Genomic DNA, 15,152 nt, shown 5'->3' with positions numbered 1-15,152 from the left:
CGAGTTGTTGTTGCCCCGGCGGGGATTTCACGCACGGAAGTCGACGTTCGACGCCATCACCACGGTGCGCCTCCGACCGTTCGGGGTCACAGACTCATAACATCTGCCCCAATGGCTACTTGCACCTCACTAGCAACACGAGTCACAGGCGCGCTGTCGGTGCTCTCGGTGGTGGCGGCCTCGGCCACGCTGTCGGCGTGCACGCCGCGCCCGGACGGCCCCGGCCCGGCGGCTCAGCAGTTCCTCGCCGACCTGGCCAAGGGCGACACCTCCTCGGCGGCCCAGCTGTCCGACCGGCCCTCCGATGCGCAGGCCGCGCTGAACGAGGCGTGGGCCGGACTGCAGGCGAGGCACCTGGACGCCCAGATCCTCAGCACGCGCTACGCCGAGGACACCGGCAGCGTGAACTACCGCTTTACCTGGCAGCTGCCCAAGAAGCGCACCTGGACCTACGACGGTGTGCTGCAGATGATCCGCGACGAGGGCACGTGGCGGGTGCGCTGGTCGGCCAGCGACCTGCACCCCAAGCTCGGTGAGCACCAGACCTTCGCCCTGCGGGCCGACCAGCCGCGCCGCGCGTCGGTCAACGAACTCGGCGGCACCGACGTCCTGGTGCCCGGCAACCTGTACCGCTATCAGCTCGACGCCGCCAAAGCCGGCGGTGACCTGATGGCCACGGCGCGGGTGGTCGCCGACCAGCTGCGCCAATTCGACGACACCCTCGACCCGCAGCGCCTGGCCGAACAGGCCAGCTCGTCGAGTACACCGCTGGACCTGATCACCCTGCGGCCCGCAGACCGCGACAAGGTGGCCGGTGCTCTCGACGCGCTACCCGGTGTGGTGGTCACCCCGCAGGCCGACCTGCTGCCCACCGACGACACGTTCGCGCCGGCCATCATCACCGAGGTCAAGAAGTCGGTGATCGACGAGCTCGACGGCGAGGCCGGTTGGCGGGTGGTCAGCGTCAACCAGAACGGCAACGACGTCGACGTCCTCAACGAGGTGCCCGGCCAGCCGGCGCCGTCGGTGTCGATCACCCTGGACCGCTCGGTGCAGAACGCCGCCCAGCACGCCGTCGACACCCAGGGCCGCAAGGCGATGATCGTGGTCATCAAGCCGTCGACCGGCGAGATCCTGGCCGTGGCGCAGAACGCGGCGGCCGACGCCGACGGCCCGGCGGCCACCACCGGCCTTTACCCGCCCGGGTCGACGTTCAAGATCGTCACCGCCAGCGCGGCCATCGAGCGCGATATGGCCACCCCCAACACCCTGGTCGGCTGCCCGGGCGAAATCGATATCGGCCACCGCACGATCCCGAACTACAACAAGTTCGACCTGGGCACGGTCCCGATGGCCAAGGCGTTCGCGAACTCGTGCAACACCACGTTCGCCGAACTGGCCAGCCGGATGCCGCCGAGCGCGCTGACCTCGGCGGCCTCCCAGTACGGCATCGGCCCGGACTACACGATCGACGGGCTGACGACCGTGACCGGCAGCGTGCCGCCCACCGTCAACCTCGCCGAACGCACCGAGGACGGCTTCGGCCAGGGCAAGGTCGTGGTCACCCCGTTCGGGATGGCGCTGGCCGCGGCCACGGTGGCCGCCGGCAAGACGCCGACGCCGCACCTCATCGTCGGACGGCAGACCACCGAGACCGGCGAGCACCCGGCACCCGATCCCGCGGTGCTCGACGGTTTGCGCGAGATGATGCGACTGGTAGTCACCAACGGCACGGCCAAGGACATCCTCGGCTCCGGTGACGTGCGCGGGAAGACCGGTGAGGCCGAATTCGCCGGCGGATCGCACGCCTGGTTCACCGGCTACCGCGGCGATATGGCGTTCGCCTCGCTGATCGTCGGCGGCGGCAGTTCGGAGTACGCCGTGCGGATGGTCAAGATGATGCTCGACGAACTGCCCGCGGACTACCTGGCCTGAGGCTTACTCGGCGACGAGCAGCCCGCCCCGCACCGCCACCTTCACCGGTGTCAGCGGCGCCATGGCGGGTCCGCGCAGCACCGCGCCGGAGAGGTCGAACCGGCTGCCGTGGCAGGGGCAGTCGATGGTGTCGCCGCTGACCGAGGGCAACGTGCAGCCGGCGTGGGTGCAGCGGGCGATGAACGCCTCGAATGTCCCGGCTGCCGGCTGGGTGACGATGGTGTCGCCGACCACCCTGCCCGACCCCACCGGGATCTCGGCGGTGGCAGAGAGCGCCTGACCCGCTACCGGCGGGGTGGCCGGGGTGATCTTCTGGGTGGCCGCCCCGCAGGCCGCCAGCGGTCCGATGGCTCCGGCGATCAGCACGGTGCGGCGGGTCAGTTCAGTCACAGCCCGTCAGGCTAGTGCAGGGGCATCCCACGAGGTCCCGCGCAGGTACCGTGGATAGGTCATGACCGGAATCGACAACACCCCCGCGCTGCGGGTCTCCGACGCCGACCGCAACGGGACCCTGCGGCGGCTGCACAATGCCGTCGCCCTCGGGCTGATCGACATCGGCGAGTTCGAGGAGCGCTCGGCGCAGGTCTCGGCGGCCCGGATGCGCACCGAGCTCGACGTTCTGGTCGACGACCTGCCCGGGCCGGGCGCCATCGTCACCTCGGCCGCCGACCGGGTGGAGCTGCGGGGCTGGCTCGGATCGCTCAAACGGCAGGGGGAGTGGACCGTGCCGACCCGGCTGGCCCTGGTGCGCCGGGTGGGGTCGGTGGAACTGGACCTGACCAACGCCCGGTTCGCCGGGCCCGTCGTCGTCATCGAACTCGACCTGGTGCGCGGGTCGCTGGAGCTGCGGCTGCCCGACGGGGCCAGCGCCTCGATCGACGATGTGACCGTCTACGGCGGCAGTGCCCGCGACCGCCGCAAGGACGCCCCCGCCGAGGGCAGCCCGCATGTGGTGCTCACCGGGCGGGTGGTGATGGGGATGGTCAACGTCCGCGGCCCCAAGCGGCCGCTGCTGCGTCGCCGCTAGGCTTTGATCATGACCGTACGCAGCGCTCTTCGTGCCGGAGTGGTTTCCCCGACCCTGCCGGTGCCCAAGTCGATCGAGCGCCCCGAGTACGTCTGGAAGCCGACGGTCCAGGAAGGCTCGGAGCCGTGGGTGCAGACACCCGAGGTGATCGAGAAGATGCGGGTGGCCGGCCGGATCGCCGCCGGTGCGCTGGCCGAGGCCGGCAAGGCCGTCGCCCCCGGGGTGACCACCGACGAGCTGGACCGCATCGCCCACGACTACATGATCGACCACGGGGCCTATCCGTCCACGCTGGGCTACAAGGGCTTCCCGAAGTCCTGCTGCACCTCGCTCAACGAGATCATCTGCCACGGTATCCCGGACTCGACCGTCGTCGAGGACGGTGACATCGTCAACATCGACGTCACCGCCTACATCGACGGTGTGCACGGCGACACCAACGCCACCTTCCTGGCCGGTGACGTCGCCGAGGAGCATCGCCTGCTCGTCGAGCGCACCCACGAGGCCACCATGCGCGCCATCAAGGCCGTCAAGCCCGGCCGCGCGCTCTCGGCTGTCGGCCGGGTCATCGAGTCGTATGCAAACCGCTTCGGCTACAACGTGGTTCGTGATTTCACCGGGCACGGCATCGGCACCACCTTCCACAACGGGCTGGTGGTGCTGCACTACGACCAGCCGAGTGTGGAGACCATCCTGGAGCCGGGGATGACCTTCACCATCGAGCCGATGATCAACCTCGGCGCGCTGGACTACGAGATCTGGGACGACGGCTGGACGGTGGCCACCAAGGACCGCAAGTGGACCGCCCAGTTCGAGCACACCCTGGTGGTCACCGACGACGGCGCCGAGATCCTGACCCTGGCCCCGTAGTCGTGGCGAGTGTGCGTTCCCGTACGCCGGCCTCGGCGTGTCGCGTACGACACCGCACACTCGGCGGGCCGACGTGACCGGCGGGGCGTTGTTGATCGCCGGCACCACCTCGGATGCGGGCAAGTCGATGGTGGTCGCGGGGCTGTGCCGATTCCTGGCGCGCAAGGGAATCCGGGTGGCACCGTTCAAGGCGCAGAACATGAGCAACAACTCCGTGGTCACTGTCGACGGCGGGGAGATCGGCCGCGCGCAGGGGATGCAGGCGCGTGCCGCCGGGCTGGCGCCCAGCACCCGGTTCAACCCGGTGCTGCTCAAACCGGGTAGCGACCGCACCTCGCAGCTGGTGGTGCGGGGCCGGGCCGTCGGTCAGGTCAGCGCGGTGGACTACATCGAGCACCGCGAGCGGCTGGCCGGAGTCGTTGCCGACGAACTGGCCGGGCTGCGTGCCGAATTCGACGTGGTGCTCTGTGAAGGCGCGGGTTCTCCGGCCGAAATCAATTTGCGGGCAACGGATCTGGCCAATATGGGGTTGGCCCGGGCGGCCGGCTTGCCCGTCGTGGTGGTCGGCGATATCGACCGCGGCGGTCTGCTGGCCCACCTGTTCGGCACCGTCGCGGTGCTCGAGCCCGAGGACCAGGCACTCATCGCGGGCTTCATCGTCAACAAGTTCCGCGGTGACCCGGCACTGCTGGCACCCGGCCTCGACCAGCTGCAGGCGCTGTCCGGGCGGCCCACCTACGGGGTGGTGCCGTACTGCGACGACCTGTGGCTGGACGCCGAGGACTCGGTGTCGGTGGTGGCCCGCGAGGTGGTCGGCACCCCGGCCCCGCCGCGCGGCCGCGACTGGCTGCGGGTGGCCGCGATCCGGCTGCCGCGGATCTCCAACTCCACCGACGTCGAGGCGCTGGCCTGTGAGCCGGGGGTGCTGGTGCGCTGGGCCAGCGACCCCGCTGAGGTGGCTGACGCCGACGTGGTGGTGATCCCGGGCAGTAAGGCCACCGTTGCCGACCTGGAGTGGCTGCGTGAGCGGGGACTGGCCACCGCCATCGAGTCACACGCCCGCTCGGGACGGGTGGTGCTCGGGATCTGCGGCGGATTCCAGATGCTGTGCCGGCGGATCGACGATGACGTCGAGACCCGCAGCGGTGAGGTGGCCGGGCTGGGCCTGCTCGACGCCGAGGTCGTGTTCGCCCCGGACAAGGTGCTGTGCCGATGGGAGACGCCGCTGTCCGGGTACGAGATCCACCACGGCCGGGTCACCCGCTACGACGAGGACACCTGGTTCGAAGCCGACGCAGTCCCGCAGGGCTACCGCCGCGGCGCGGTCTACGGCACCCACTGGCACGGGCTGCTGGACAACGACGGGCTTCGCCGCCGTTGGCTGCGCGATGCGGCCGTGGCCGCCGGGCGGCACGGGTTCGTGGTGGCTGACGACATCAGCGTGCCTGAGCGCCGGGATGCTCAGCTCGACGTGATGGCTGACCTGCTGGCAGAGCACCTCGACATCGACGCGGTTCTCGCGCTGATGGACGGTGGGGCGCCCGGCCGCCCCACGGTCACCACGGCGCTGCGTCGGTAGCCTGGGTGCCATGGCGGGTCGGTGGGCGGTGGTCGTCGCAGTGGCGGCGGTTCTCGGGACGGCCGGCTGCGGGTCCACCGTGGCCGGTAGCGCCACCTGGCCGGGTGCCACCTTGGAGAAGGTTGCCCTGACCGCGGCCGACGTCCCACCCGGGGTCCAGTTCGACCGCATTGTGGAGCAACCCGGTCAGCCCGACGGTGCCGGCGGCCCACCGGCGATGCTGTCGCGGCCGGAAGGCTGCGCCAATGCGCTGACGAATGTGATCGCCCAGTCCGCCGAGCGCGGCCCCGGCAGCGCCGTCAAATACGCGGTGTCCTACAACGGTGCGCGCATGGTCATGACCGTGGTCTCCTGGCCGCTGAACATGGACAAGCTGCGCGCCGCCGCCGAGCGCTGCGCCCAGTTCGAGGCGCTGTTCGACCGCACGACACCGGGCATTCCGATCACCACGACAGAACTTCCCGGAGCGGCCGATGGTGTGCTGGCCTATCAGCAGACGATGAAGCTCGGCGGCGAATCCAACAGTGTGTACATGGCTTTTCAGAATGTCGGCAAGCTGGCCGTGTTCGGAAGCGCTTTTCCCACACCGAATCCCGCGATAGCAGTCAAAGCGTCACTGCCACAGACCTTCTTGGATCTATTCACCAAGCAGGCCGCCAAGATGCGGCTACCTGAGTAGCGGCTGAGGAAGCTTCGTGAAACCGCCCGCCGCTTCCTGTTGTCGGAGTAGCGTGGCGAAATGCCTTCGACGATGGTGACAGTCGACGGGTTCCCCGTGCAGGTGAGCGTGACCGGCCCGGAGAAGGGACCGTACGTGGTGGTGCTGGGTGCTGCCCAGCATGCCCCCGCCGCCTATGACGCCGTCTGTCAGCGCCTGCACACGGCCTCGGTGCGCACCGTCGTCATCGGTCATGACCCCCGGCTGCATCCCAAGGCCGTGGTCGGTTTGCTGGACACCCTCGACGTGCGCTGGGGTGTGCTGGTCGGCGACCGGGCCGGTGCCGAACTCGCCTGGGAACTGGCGGCCACCCGGCTGGACCGCTTCACCGGCCTGGTCGTGGTCGATCGCGGTCATCCCCGGGTACCCGACCAGAACGGCGTCATCCGCGACGAGGACTGCCCGCCGGTGGAGATCAACACCACCGCGCTGGTCAGCAGCCCGGCGGCCCGCGCGCTGGCCAAGGCCAGTCAGCGCTACGTCTACAGCGACTACCGCCTGGTGGAGTTCACCGGCCGGCGCAACGCCGCCGAATCCACCGCACAGCTGGCCGCTGAAATCGTCCTGCGCACCAGTACCTGGTGAACTCAGGCGCCGGCGGGGGTCCAGGCCTGCGGTAGTCCCGGATTGCCCGGAAATAGGAAGTCGACGAACGCCGCCGCGGTGGGTTGCGGCTCGTGGTTGGCCAGGCCGGGACGTTCGTTGGCCTCGATGAACACGTAGTCGTCGCGCGTCACATCCGGCACCAGCAGATCGATTCCGGTGACCGGGATACCGATGGCCGCCGCGGCGACGACCGCGACGCGGCACAACTCGGGATGTACCTCGGCGGTGACGTCGTGGATGGTGCCGCCCTGATGCAGGTTGGCCGCCCGGCGCACCCGTAGCCGCTGCCCTTCGGGCAGCACGTCGTCGAAACTCCAGCCCGCCTCGGCGATGGTGGATTCGGTGATCGCATCGAGCGGAATGCGGGACTCGCCGCCGGTGGCCGCAGACCTGCGCCGGCTCTGGGTCTCGACCAGTTCCCGGATGGTGTGGCGCCCGGTGCCCACCACCTCGGCGGGCTTACGCACCGCTGCGGCAACGACTTTCCCGTCGATCACCACCAGCCGCAGATCGTCACCCTGGGCGCGCTGCTCGATCAGCACCTCGGGGTGTTCCTCACGGGCGCGGGCGAGCGCGGCGTCGAGCGCCTCGGGGCTGTCCACCCCGACGGTGATGCCCTTGCCCTGCTCACCGCGGGTCGGCTTCACGACCACGTCACCGACCTCGGCGAGGAAGGTATGGTCGCTGCCGTCGAAGGTGGCCAACCTGCCCCGTGGGACGGTGATCCCGGCTTCGGAGACGATCCGGCGGGTCAGGCGCTTGTCGTCGCAGCGGCTCATGGCCACCGCAGAGGTGTACTCGCTCAACGACTCCCGTGTCACCACGCTGCGGCCGCCGTGCGACAACCGCATCTCACCGGTCTCGGCGTCGAGCACCTCGATGTGGATCCCGCGGCGCATCGCCTCGTCGGCGATGATCCGGGCGTACGGGTTCAGGTCGTCGACGGTCTCCGAGGCCGGGGTGAACAGCGGTTCGTTGATGGCGTTCTTGCGTTTGACCGCCAGCACCGGTACTCGCTGGAAACCGAGCTTCTCGTAGAGGCCGATCGCGGCCTCGTTGTCGTAGGCCACCGACAGATCCAGGTAGGCGCGGCCCCGGTCGCGGAACAAGGCGGCCAGCGTGTGGGTCAGGGCGGCGCCGATACCGGGCAGGCTGGCGGTCGGGTCGACGGCCAGCGTCCACAGGCTGGCGCCGTCCTCGGGGTCGTTGAACAGCTGCCGATGGTCCACCCCGGTGACCGTGCCGACCACCGTGCCGTCGTCGTCGCGCACCGCGACCAGGTAGTCCACCGCCTCGGCGCGCAGGTGGTTGTCCCAGATCAGATCGGTGGGTGCGGGCACCATGCCGCATCGCACGTACACCCGGTTCATCGCATCGGCTTCGGCCTTGTCCCGCAACGGCCGCACCGAGAAGCCGATCGGCGGCGGAGCGGGGGAGTCGTCGCCGGTGAAACGCATGCGATAGGTATGGCTGGGGTCGATGAACAGTTCGGCCGGGGACTTGGCGACCAGGACGTGGGACTCGCGGGCGTAGATGCAGATGTCCCGGCGGCCCTGCTCCTCCTGCTGCAGCACGGCGGCCAGCTTGTCCGGGTCGCTGAACGTCTGACCGAAGATCAAACGGCCCCAACCCAGTTCGAGCACCACGTCGTTGTCCATCGCGTCGACGAGCTCGGGCGGCGACGCATCATGCAGCCCCATCGTGATCGCTTCCGACCTCAGCTCGATGCGCGATCCGCCTTCGGCTACTCGCTCGGCCGTCATACCGCCGCCGCGCTGATGCCGTGCTGCTGCAGCCACAGTTCGAGCAGACCGAGCTGCCACAGCTCGTTGCCGCCCAACGGTGTCAGCGTCGCGTTCGGGTCGGCGAGCAGGCGTTCGACCGCGTCGGGGCGGAACAGGCCGCGCTCCTTGGCCTGCGGTGCGTAGAGCGCGTCGCGCACCAGATCCAGGTAGGGGCCCTCCAGGTGGGTGAGCGCGGGAACCGGGAAGTAGCCCTTCGGCCGGTCTATCACCTCCGCCGGAATGACCTGTCGGGCAGCCTCTTTGAGAACACCCTTGCCGCCGTGGGCGGTCTTGAGATCCGGCGGGCAGCTGGCTGCGAGTTCGACGAGTTCGTGGTCGAGGAACGGCACGCGGCCTTCCAGCCCCCAGGCCATCGTCATGTTGTCGACCCGTTTGACCGGATCGTCGACCAGCATGACCGTGGTGTCCAGCCGCAGCGCCCGGTCCACCCCGGTCTGCGCACCGGGCCGGGCGAAATGCTCGGTGACGAACGCCAGGCTGTCGTCGCCGGCGAGGTCCTCGGACAGCAGCGCGTTGAGCCCGCTGTGGTCGCGGTCGAAGAACGCCTGCCGGTAGGAGTTCACCGAACCCTGCAGGCCGGCCGCATCCGGGTGCCCCATCGGGGGATACCAGTGGTAGCCGGCGAACACCTCATCGGCGCCCTGCCCGGATTGCACCACCTTGACGTGGCGGGAAACCTCTTGGCTCAGAAGGTAGAACGCGACGCAGTCGTGGCTCACCATGGGTTCGCTCATCGCCCCGATCGCCCCGTCGAGGGCGGGCAGCATGCGCGCGGTGTCGATGCGAATCTGGTGGTGGTCGGTGCCGAACCGCTGCGCGACGATGTCGGAGTAGACGAACTCGTCACCCTTGACCCCACCGACGGATTCGAACCCGATCGAGAACGTCGACAGTCCGTGCTGGCCCGCCTCGGCGAGCAGCCCGACGATCAGGCTCGAGTCCACTCCGCCGGAGAGCAGGCATCCCACCGGCACGTCGGCGACCAGACGCCTCTTCACCGCGGTGCGCAGTGCGGCGAGAACAGCATCCTGCCAATCCTTTTCGGACCAGCCGGCCCGGTCGGCGCGCCGGGTGAAGTCCGGCTGCCAGTAGGTGGTGGTGGTCTGCGTGCCGTCCGGCTCGATGGCCAGCAGGGTGGCCGGGGCGAGCTTGCGCACCCCGCGCAGGATGGTGCGCGGTGCGGGCACCACGGAGTGGAAGCTCAGGTAGTGATGCAGGGCCACCGGGTCGATACGGGTGTCCACGCCGCCACCGGCCAGCAGGGCCGGCAGCGTGGAGGCGAACCGGACCCGGTGGGCGTCGCTGCTGATGTAGAGCGGCTTGATGCCGAGCCGGTCGCGGCCCAGCAGCACCCGGCCGCTGTCCCGCTCGGCGATCGCGAAGGCGAACATGCCGTGCAGCCGCTCGACGAATGCGTCACCCCAATGGTGGTAGGCCTTGATCAGGACCTCGGTGTCACTGTGCGAGAAGAACCGGTAGCCGTGTCCGGCGAGCTCGTCGCGCAGCGCCTCGTAGTTGTAGATGCAGCCGTTCCAGCAGATGGTCAGGCCCAGCTCGGAATCGGTCATCGGCTGGGCCCCGGCTTCGGACAGGTCGATGATCTTCAGTCGCCGGTGCCCGAGGGCCACCCGGCCCCCCGACCACACCCCGGAGCCGTCCGGGCCGCGTCGCGTCATCGTCTGGGCCATCGTGGCCACTGCCGCCACATCTGGCGCCTGGTCGTCGAGCCGGACTTCGCCGGTCGCTCCACACATCCGCCATCCCGTCTGTCGCTTGTGTGCCGCTGATATTTACCCGCGGGACGCGGTTCTCAATCCGGGCCGAGACGGCCCTCACACCCACCCGTGTGCCCGACGGGCGGGCTGGCGCGTTGTGATCGGCGTGATCATTACTCCGGGACCGCCCGTATGCAGGCGTTCTCGGTGCTCAGCGCGGTGCGGGCGGCCGCGTCGGCACCGGATCCGGTCACGGTGCGGTGCTAGCGTTCGCGACACGCAGGACCCACGGGGTGCACCGCTGAGAGAGCAGGCCGTCGACGGCCTCGCTGACCCGTAGAACCTGGATGAGCCGAGACTCACGCGCGAGCCGCTCATCGGAGGGATGGGACCACCACTTCGCCTGGAGGTCTGATCATGCAGCTGTGTTGCCGAGCCTGACAGTCGTCAGGACGCCGTACCTCCATCGAGTGAATAATCAGGCCGACCCGTCGTGGGCCTGGCCATCTCCGATTCCCAGGTCGAAAGGAAACCTCGTCATGTCTTCGGACACCGTCGCATCCACCTCACCGTCCACGCCGACATGGCGGGTGGTCGACATCGTCGTTGCCAGCGTCATCGGCGTCGCGTTCGGCGTCGTGTATTGGGCGTGGGGTATCGCCTACAACGGGCTGAGCACACCGCTGCAGGTCCTGCCCGGGCTGTCCTCGATTCTCGGTGGGGTGTGGCTCATCGCGGGTGTCACCGGCGGTCTGGTCATCCGCAAACCGGGGGCCGCCATCTATACCGAACTGCTCGCCGCGGTGGTGTCGGCAGTCGTCGGCACGCAGTGGGGATTCCTGACCCTGGTGTCCGGTGCGGTGCAGGGGTTGGGGGCCGAGCTGGTGTTCGCCGTGTTCCTGTATCGCCGGTTCGGGGTGTGGGTGGCCGCGCTGGCCGGTGCGGCCGCCGGTCTGGCGCTGGCGATCAACGACCTCATCCTGTGGTACCCGGGCGTGACGGCGACGTTCCGGATCGTCTATGTGGTCGGCTCGCTGATCTCCGGATTCGTCATCGCCGGTGTGCTGGGCTTCTACCTGGTGCAGGCGCTGGCGCGCGCCGGTGTCCTGAGCCGTTTCGCGGCCGGGCGGGAAGTCACCCGGGAGGTCTGAGCGTGCCGACCGGCGGAGTTCGTGTCGAGGCGTGCGGATGGGGCTGGCGGCACGCCGGGCGCAAGGCCCGGGCGCTGTCCGACGTGACGCTCACCATCGAGCCCGGGGAGCGGGTGCTGCTGCTGGGCCGCTCCGGCGCGGGCAAGTCGACGTTCCTGCATGCGCTGGCCGGTGTCCTCGGCGGCGCGGAGGAAGGTGAGCAGCACGGTCAGCTCCTGCTCGACGGTGCCGCCCCGCAGTCCCGGCGGGGTTCGGTGGGTCTGCTGATGCAGGACCCGGACTCGCAGGTCGTGCTATCCCGGGTGGGCGACGATGTGGCGTTCGGGCCGGAGAATCTCGGTGTGCCGCGGCCGCAGATCTGGCAGCGGGTGCGCCGCGCGGTGGCCTCGGTCGGTCTCGACGTGCCGTTGGACTCCTCGACGGCGGCGCTGTCCGGCGGGCAGAAACAGCGGCTCGCGCTGGCCGGAATCCTGGCGCTGCAGCCCGGGCTGCTGCTCCTCGACGAGCCGACCGCCAACCTGGACCCGGCCGGGGTCGTCGAGGTGCGCGACGCGGTGGCCCGGGTCCTCGACGACACCGCGGCCACACTGGTGGTCGTCGAGCACCGGGTTGAGGTGTGGCTCAACGTGATCAACCGGGTGATCGTGGTCGATGCCACCGACGGCGTAGTGGCCGACGGCCCGCCCGAGCAGGTCCTGACCACCCGGGCCGACGATCTGGCCGCCGCCGGTGTCTGGGTGCCCGGCCGCCACCGTGCGCCTGCCCGACGGGAGCGGCCCGCCGGCACCGAGGTGCTGCTGTCCGCGGCGGCGCTCGGCGTCGAGCGTTCCAAGCATGAGCCGCTGGGACATTCGCTGGACTTCGAGGTGCGGGCTGGCCGGGCGCTGGCCGTCACCGGTCCGAACGGGGCCGGAAAGTCCACGCTCGCTCTCACAGTGGCGGGCCTGCTGCGCCCGGCGTCCGGAGCGTTACGCGCCGCGGACGTTCTCGCCGGCGATCTGGGGCCGCAGCCCATCCGGTGGCGGGCCCGGGATCTGCTCACCCGGATCGGCACCGTCTTCCAGGAACCCGAGCATCAGTTCATCAGTACGACGGTGCGTGCCGAACTCGAGGTGGGTCCGCGGGCACTGGGTCTGCCGGACAACGAGATTCGAGCGCGCAGCGATGATCTGCTCGAGCGGCTGCGGCTGACCGCTTTGGCACAGGCCAATCCGTTCACGCTGTCCGGCGGGGAGAAGCGCCGGCTGTCGGTGGCCACCGTGCTGGCGAGCAGGCCGCGGGTGATCATCCTCGACGAGCCCACCTTCGGGCAGGACGCGCGGACCTGGCGTGAACTCGTCGACCTGTTGGGATCGCTACTGGCCGACGGGCATGCCGTCGTCGCGGTCACCCACGACGACGATTTCGTCGGGTCGGTCGCCGACGAGGTGCTTGAGCTGGCCGCCTACCCGGGCGCATCGGCGGCGTGATGACCGGCACCGGTGAGGCCGTGGCCTCCTACTCCGATGCCCACGCCGGGCCGGCGGCGCGGCCGGACGGGTGGATCAATCCGGCAGCGAAACTCGTTGCGGTACTGATCGTCACCGTGGTCCTGCTGCTGTCGATCGACTGGGTATCGGCCGCGGTGGCCCTGGCGTGCGAGGCCCTGTGGCTGGGCTGGGTGGCCAGGGGAACCCCGCGCTGGCTGGTGACCACGTGGCCGGTCTGGCTCAGCGCCGTCATGGCGGGGATCACCACCGTGTTGTACGGGCAGGTCAGCGGAGTGGTGCACTTCGCGTTCGGCCCGGTGACCGTGTCGGACGGGTCGATACAGCTGGCTGTGGCCACCGCGCTGCGGATTCTGGCCATCGGGCTGCCCGGGGTCGTGCTCTTCACCACGACCGACCCGACCGATCTGGCCGACGCACTGGCCCAGCGCATGCGGCTGCCTGCGCGCTTCGTCCTCGGCGGTCTGGCCGGCCTTCGGTTGGTCGGGTTGTTCGTCGAGGACTGGCGCTACCTGTCGCTGGCCCGGCGGGCCCGCGGCGTCGAGGACGGCTGGAATCTCGCGACCCGGATGCGCCGCACGGCCGCACAGGCTTTCACTCTCCTGATCCTGGCGATCCGCCGCGGCAGCAAGCTGGCAACCGCCATGGAAGCCAAGGGCTTCGGGGCGGCCGGCAAGCGCACCTGGGCCCGGCCGTCGCCGTTGTCCTGGGCTGACGCCGTGCTCGTTGCGCTCGCCGTGCTGACGGCGGCGGCCGCGGTCGGGGTGTCGGTGTACGTCGGGACCTGGCGGACCCTGTGAGCGGACCGGACCGCTGGGCGCAGGCGCTACTGCCGCACGTGCTGACCTCCGATGCGATCGTCCTGATCGACGGTAGATCCGGTGCCGGAAAATCCACCCTGGCCCAGAAGGTATCGGATCTCGCTGCCCAACAAGGGGTTTGGGTTCAGCTGATTCACATGGAGGACATCTACCCGGGGTGGGACGGCCTGGCGGATGCGGTGGAGATCCTGGCCACCCAGATCGTTGAACCGCTGGCCACCGGCCGCCACGCGCAGTGGCAGACCTATGACTGGCAGCAGGCGGCGCCGGGTCCGGTGCGCCGCGCCCAACCGGGCCGGCCCGTGCTGGTCGAGGGGGTGGGTGCGCTGTCGCAGGGCAGCGCACCCCACGCCACCTGGCGGGTGTGGCTGGAAGCGCCCTCCGATCTGCGCCGCAGCCGGGCCTTCGCCAGGGATGGCGAACTCTACCCGCCGCACTGGGACGGCTGGGCCGACGCGGAGGCAGCATTCATCCGCACGCACCGGCCCGCCGAATTGGCCGACATCGTCATCGACGTGGAGGAGAATCCTTGAGCACCAGCCGGATTCGCATCGTCAACGAGTACTTTCACCCGTGGCCCAACTCGGCGGGCTTCTACCTGGCCCGCGCTGCCGGCTGGTACGCCGAGGCCGGTATCGACCTGGAGTTCCTGCAGCCCGATCCCGGTGTCGGAGACGGACTGCACTACCTGCATCGCGGTGATGCCGACGCGGCGATCGTCCCGCTCAACCGGCTGCTGCAGCGCCGCAGTGCGGGCCAACCGCTGGTGGCCGTCGCAGCGGTCAACCAGTGCGCCCTGGACACCGTGCGCACCGTCGCCCGGACCGGCATCACCCGGCTGGCAGACCTCAGCGGTCACCGCGTCGGCCTCAACCCGACACCGCGTGGGCTGGCCGTGGTGAGATCCCTCGTCGAGCGCGACGGGGGAGACCCGGACACCGTCGAGTTCGTCGACCTCGGCGCCCGGGAGCTGACGCTCGCCGAGATCGCCGACGGCCACGTCGATGCCACGTTCGGTTCGTACTGGGCCTGGGACAACCTGCGCGACGATGCCCCGGATGCGTTGGCGTGGAACGTCGACGAGCATCTCGGGCTGAGCTACCACAACTACGTACTTGCGGTCCGGGAGGCCAGCGCAGCCGACGATGCCCCGACGGTGCGGGCGCTGCTGGCCGCCACCGCCCGCGGCTATCAGGCCGCGGCAGCCGACCCGGAGGCGGTGGCTCAGCTCTACGAAACGGTCACGCCGTACTTTCCTCGTCGTCTCCTGCTGGATTCGGCGCGGGCGGTGGCGACCACGTGGCTCGTCGACGGCCGATGGGGGAGCCTGCGTGAGGAGCTCATCGGTCCCTACGCGCACTGGCTTTCCCGCCACCGGATCATCGCCGATGCCTCGGTATGGACTGCGGTGTGCGCCGCCCCCGAAGTGGCGGTGTGA

The 15,152-nt window shown here is 69.8% G+C and carries 14 protein-coding genes; 11 read left to right on the top strand and 3 right to left on the bottom strand.

Translation table 11 applies throughout. The features are described 5' to 3' along the window. Positions 1–111: 111 nt before the first annotated feature. Positions 112–1,935: a penicillin-binding transpeptidase domain-containing protein gene (locus BN3385_RS24060; protein WP_059020651.1), complete on the top strand. Its 1,824-nt coding sequence runs from the start codon at positions 112–114 to the stop codon at positions 1,933–1,935. Positions 1,936–1,938: 3 nt separating this feature from the next. On the opposite strand, the gene BN3385_RS24055 is transcribed toward BN3385_RS24060, so the two are convergent. Further along, a complete protein-coding gene (locus tag BN3385_RS24055) occupies positions 1,939–2,325 on the bottom strand; it encodes a Rieske (2Fe-2S) protein (protein ID WP_059020649.1) in 387 nt (128 codons plus the stop codon). Between the two features lie 61 nt (positions 2,326–2,386). On the opposite strand from BN3385_RS24055, the gene BN3385_RS24050 reads away from it, so the two are divergent. The 5 genes from BN3385_RS24050 (at position 2,387) to BN3385_RS24030 (ending at position 6,714) form a co-directional block, all read left to right on the top strand. Next, on the top strand, positions 2,387–2,962 hold the full coding sequence (locus BN3385_RS24050) for a DUF1707 SHOCT-like domain-containing protein (protein ID WP_059020647.1): 576 nt from the start codon (positions 2,387–2,389) through the stop codon (positions 2,960–2,962). Positions 2,963–2,971: 9 nt separating this feature from the next. Further along, positions 2,972–3,832, top strand: coding sequence for a type I methionyl aminopeptidase (gene map, locus BN3385_RS24045; RefSeq protein WP_059020645.1), 861 nt, complete (start codon positions 2,972–2,974; stop codon positions 3,830–3,832). A 73-nt stretch (positions 3,833–3,905) separates the two neighbouring features. Continuing rightward, positions 3,906–5,411, top strand: a complete 1,506-nt coding sequence (locus BN3385_RS24040) for a cobyric acid synthase (protein WP_059020644.1) — start codon at positions 3,906–3,908, stop codon at positions 5,409–5,411. 10 nt (positions 5,412–5,421) lie between these two features. Then, positions 5,422–6,090, top strand: a complete 669-nt coding sequence (locus BN3385_RS24035) for a hypothetical protein (RefSeq protein WP_059022375.1) — start codon at positions 5,422–5,424, stop codon at positions 6,088–6,090. 60 nt (positions 6,091–6,150) lie between these two features. Then, positions 6,151–6,714 carry an alpha/beta fold hydrolase gene (locus tag BN3385_RS24030; protein ID WP_059020642.1) on the top strand — a complete coding sequence of 188 codons (564 nt, stop codon included), beginning with the start codon at positions 6,151–6,153 and terminating at the stop codon, positions 6,712–6,714. A 2-nt stretch (positions 6,715–6,716) separates the two neighbouring features. On the opposite strand, the gene ngg is transcribed toward BN3385_RS24030, so the two are convergent. Next, positions 6,717–8,498 carry an N-acetylglutaminylglutamine synthetase gene (gene ngg, locus BN3385_RS24025; RefSeq protein ID WP_059022374.1) on the bottom strand — a complete coding sequence of 594 codons (1,782 nt, stop codon included), beginning with the start codon at positions 8,496–8,498 and terminating at the stop codon, positions 6,717–6,719. Further along, positions 8,495–10,294, bottom strand: a complete 1,800-nt coding sequence (locus tag BN3385_RS24020) for an N-acetylglutaminylglutamine amidotransferase (RefSeq protein WP_059020640.1) — start codon at positions 10,292–10,294, stop codon at positions 8,495–8,497. The genes ngg and BN3385_RS24020 overlap by 4 nt, the downstream gene beginning before the upstream one ends. Before the next feature lie 500 nt (positions 10,295–10,794). Here BN3385_RS24020 and BN3385_RS24015 point away from each other — a divergent pair, with 500 nt between their 5' ends. Genes BN3385_RS24015 through BN3385_RS23995 form a run of 5 tightly spaced genes read left to right on the top strand, consistent with a single transcriptional unit; the run spans position 10,795 to position 15,152 of the window. Beyond that, the gene (locus BN3385_RS24015) at positions 10,795–11,406 is read left to right on the top strand and encodes an ECF transporter S component (protein WP_059020638.1); all 612 of its coding nucleotides are present in this window, start codon (positions 10,795–10,797) and stop codon (positions 11,404–11,406) included. 2 nt (positions 11,407–11,408) lie between these two features. Further along, a complete protein-coding gene (locus BN3385_RS24010) occupies positions 11,409–12,875 on the top strand; it encodes an ABC transporter ATP-binding protein (protein ID WP_502688089.1) in 1,467 nt (488 codons plus the stop codon). Continuing rightward, positions 12,875–13,693, top strand: a complete 819-nt coding sequence (locus BN3385_RS24005) for an energy-coupling factor transporter transmembrane component T family protein (protein WP_082690619.1) — start codon at positions 12,875–12,877, stop codon at positions 13,691–13,693. The genes BN3385_RS24010 and BN3385_RS24005 overlap by 1 nt, the downstream gene beginning before the upstream one ends. Continuing rightward, positions 13,690–14,247: a nucleoside/nucleotide kinase family protein gene (locus tag BN3385_RS24000; protein WP_059020636.1), complete on the top strand. Its 558-nt coding sequence runs from the start codon at positions 13,690–13,692 to the stop codon at positions 14,245–14,247. The genes BN3385_RS24005 and BN3385_RS24000 overlap by 4 nt, the downstream gene beginning before the upstream one ends. Continuing rightward, entirely contained in the window at positions 14,244–15,152 is a 909-nt protein-coding gene (locus BN3385_RS23995) for an ABC transporter substrate-binding protein (RefSeq protein ID WP_197415261.1), read from the top strand. The genes BN3385_RS24000 and BN3385_RS23995 overlap by 4 nt, the downstream gene beginning before the upstream one ends.

Source organism: Mycobacterium sp. M26, assembly GCF_001494595.1.
GTDB lineage: Bacteria > Actinomycetota > Actinomycetes > Mycobacteriales > Mycobacteriaceae > Mycobacterium.
The sequence above is the reverse complement of the archived record's forward strand: the minus strand, read 5'-3'. Positions and strand labels throughout refer to the sequence as shown.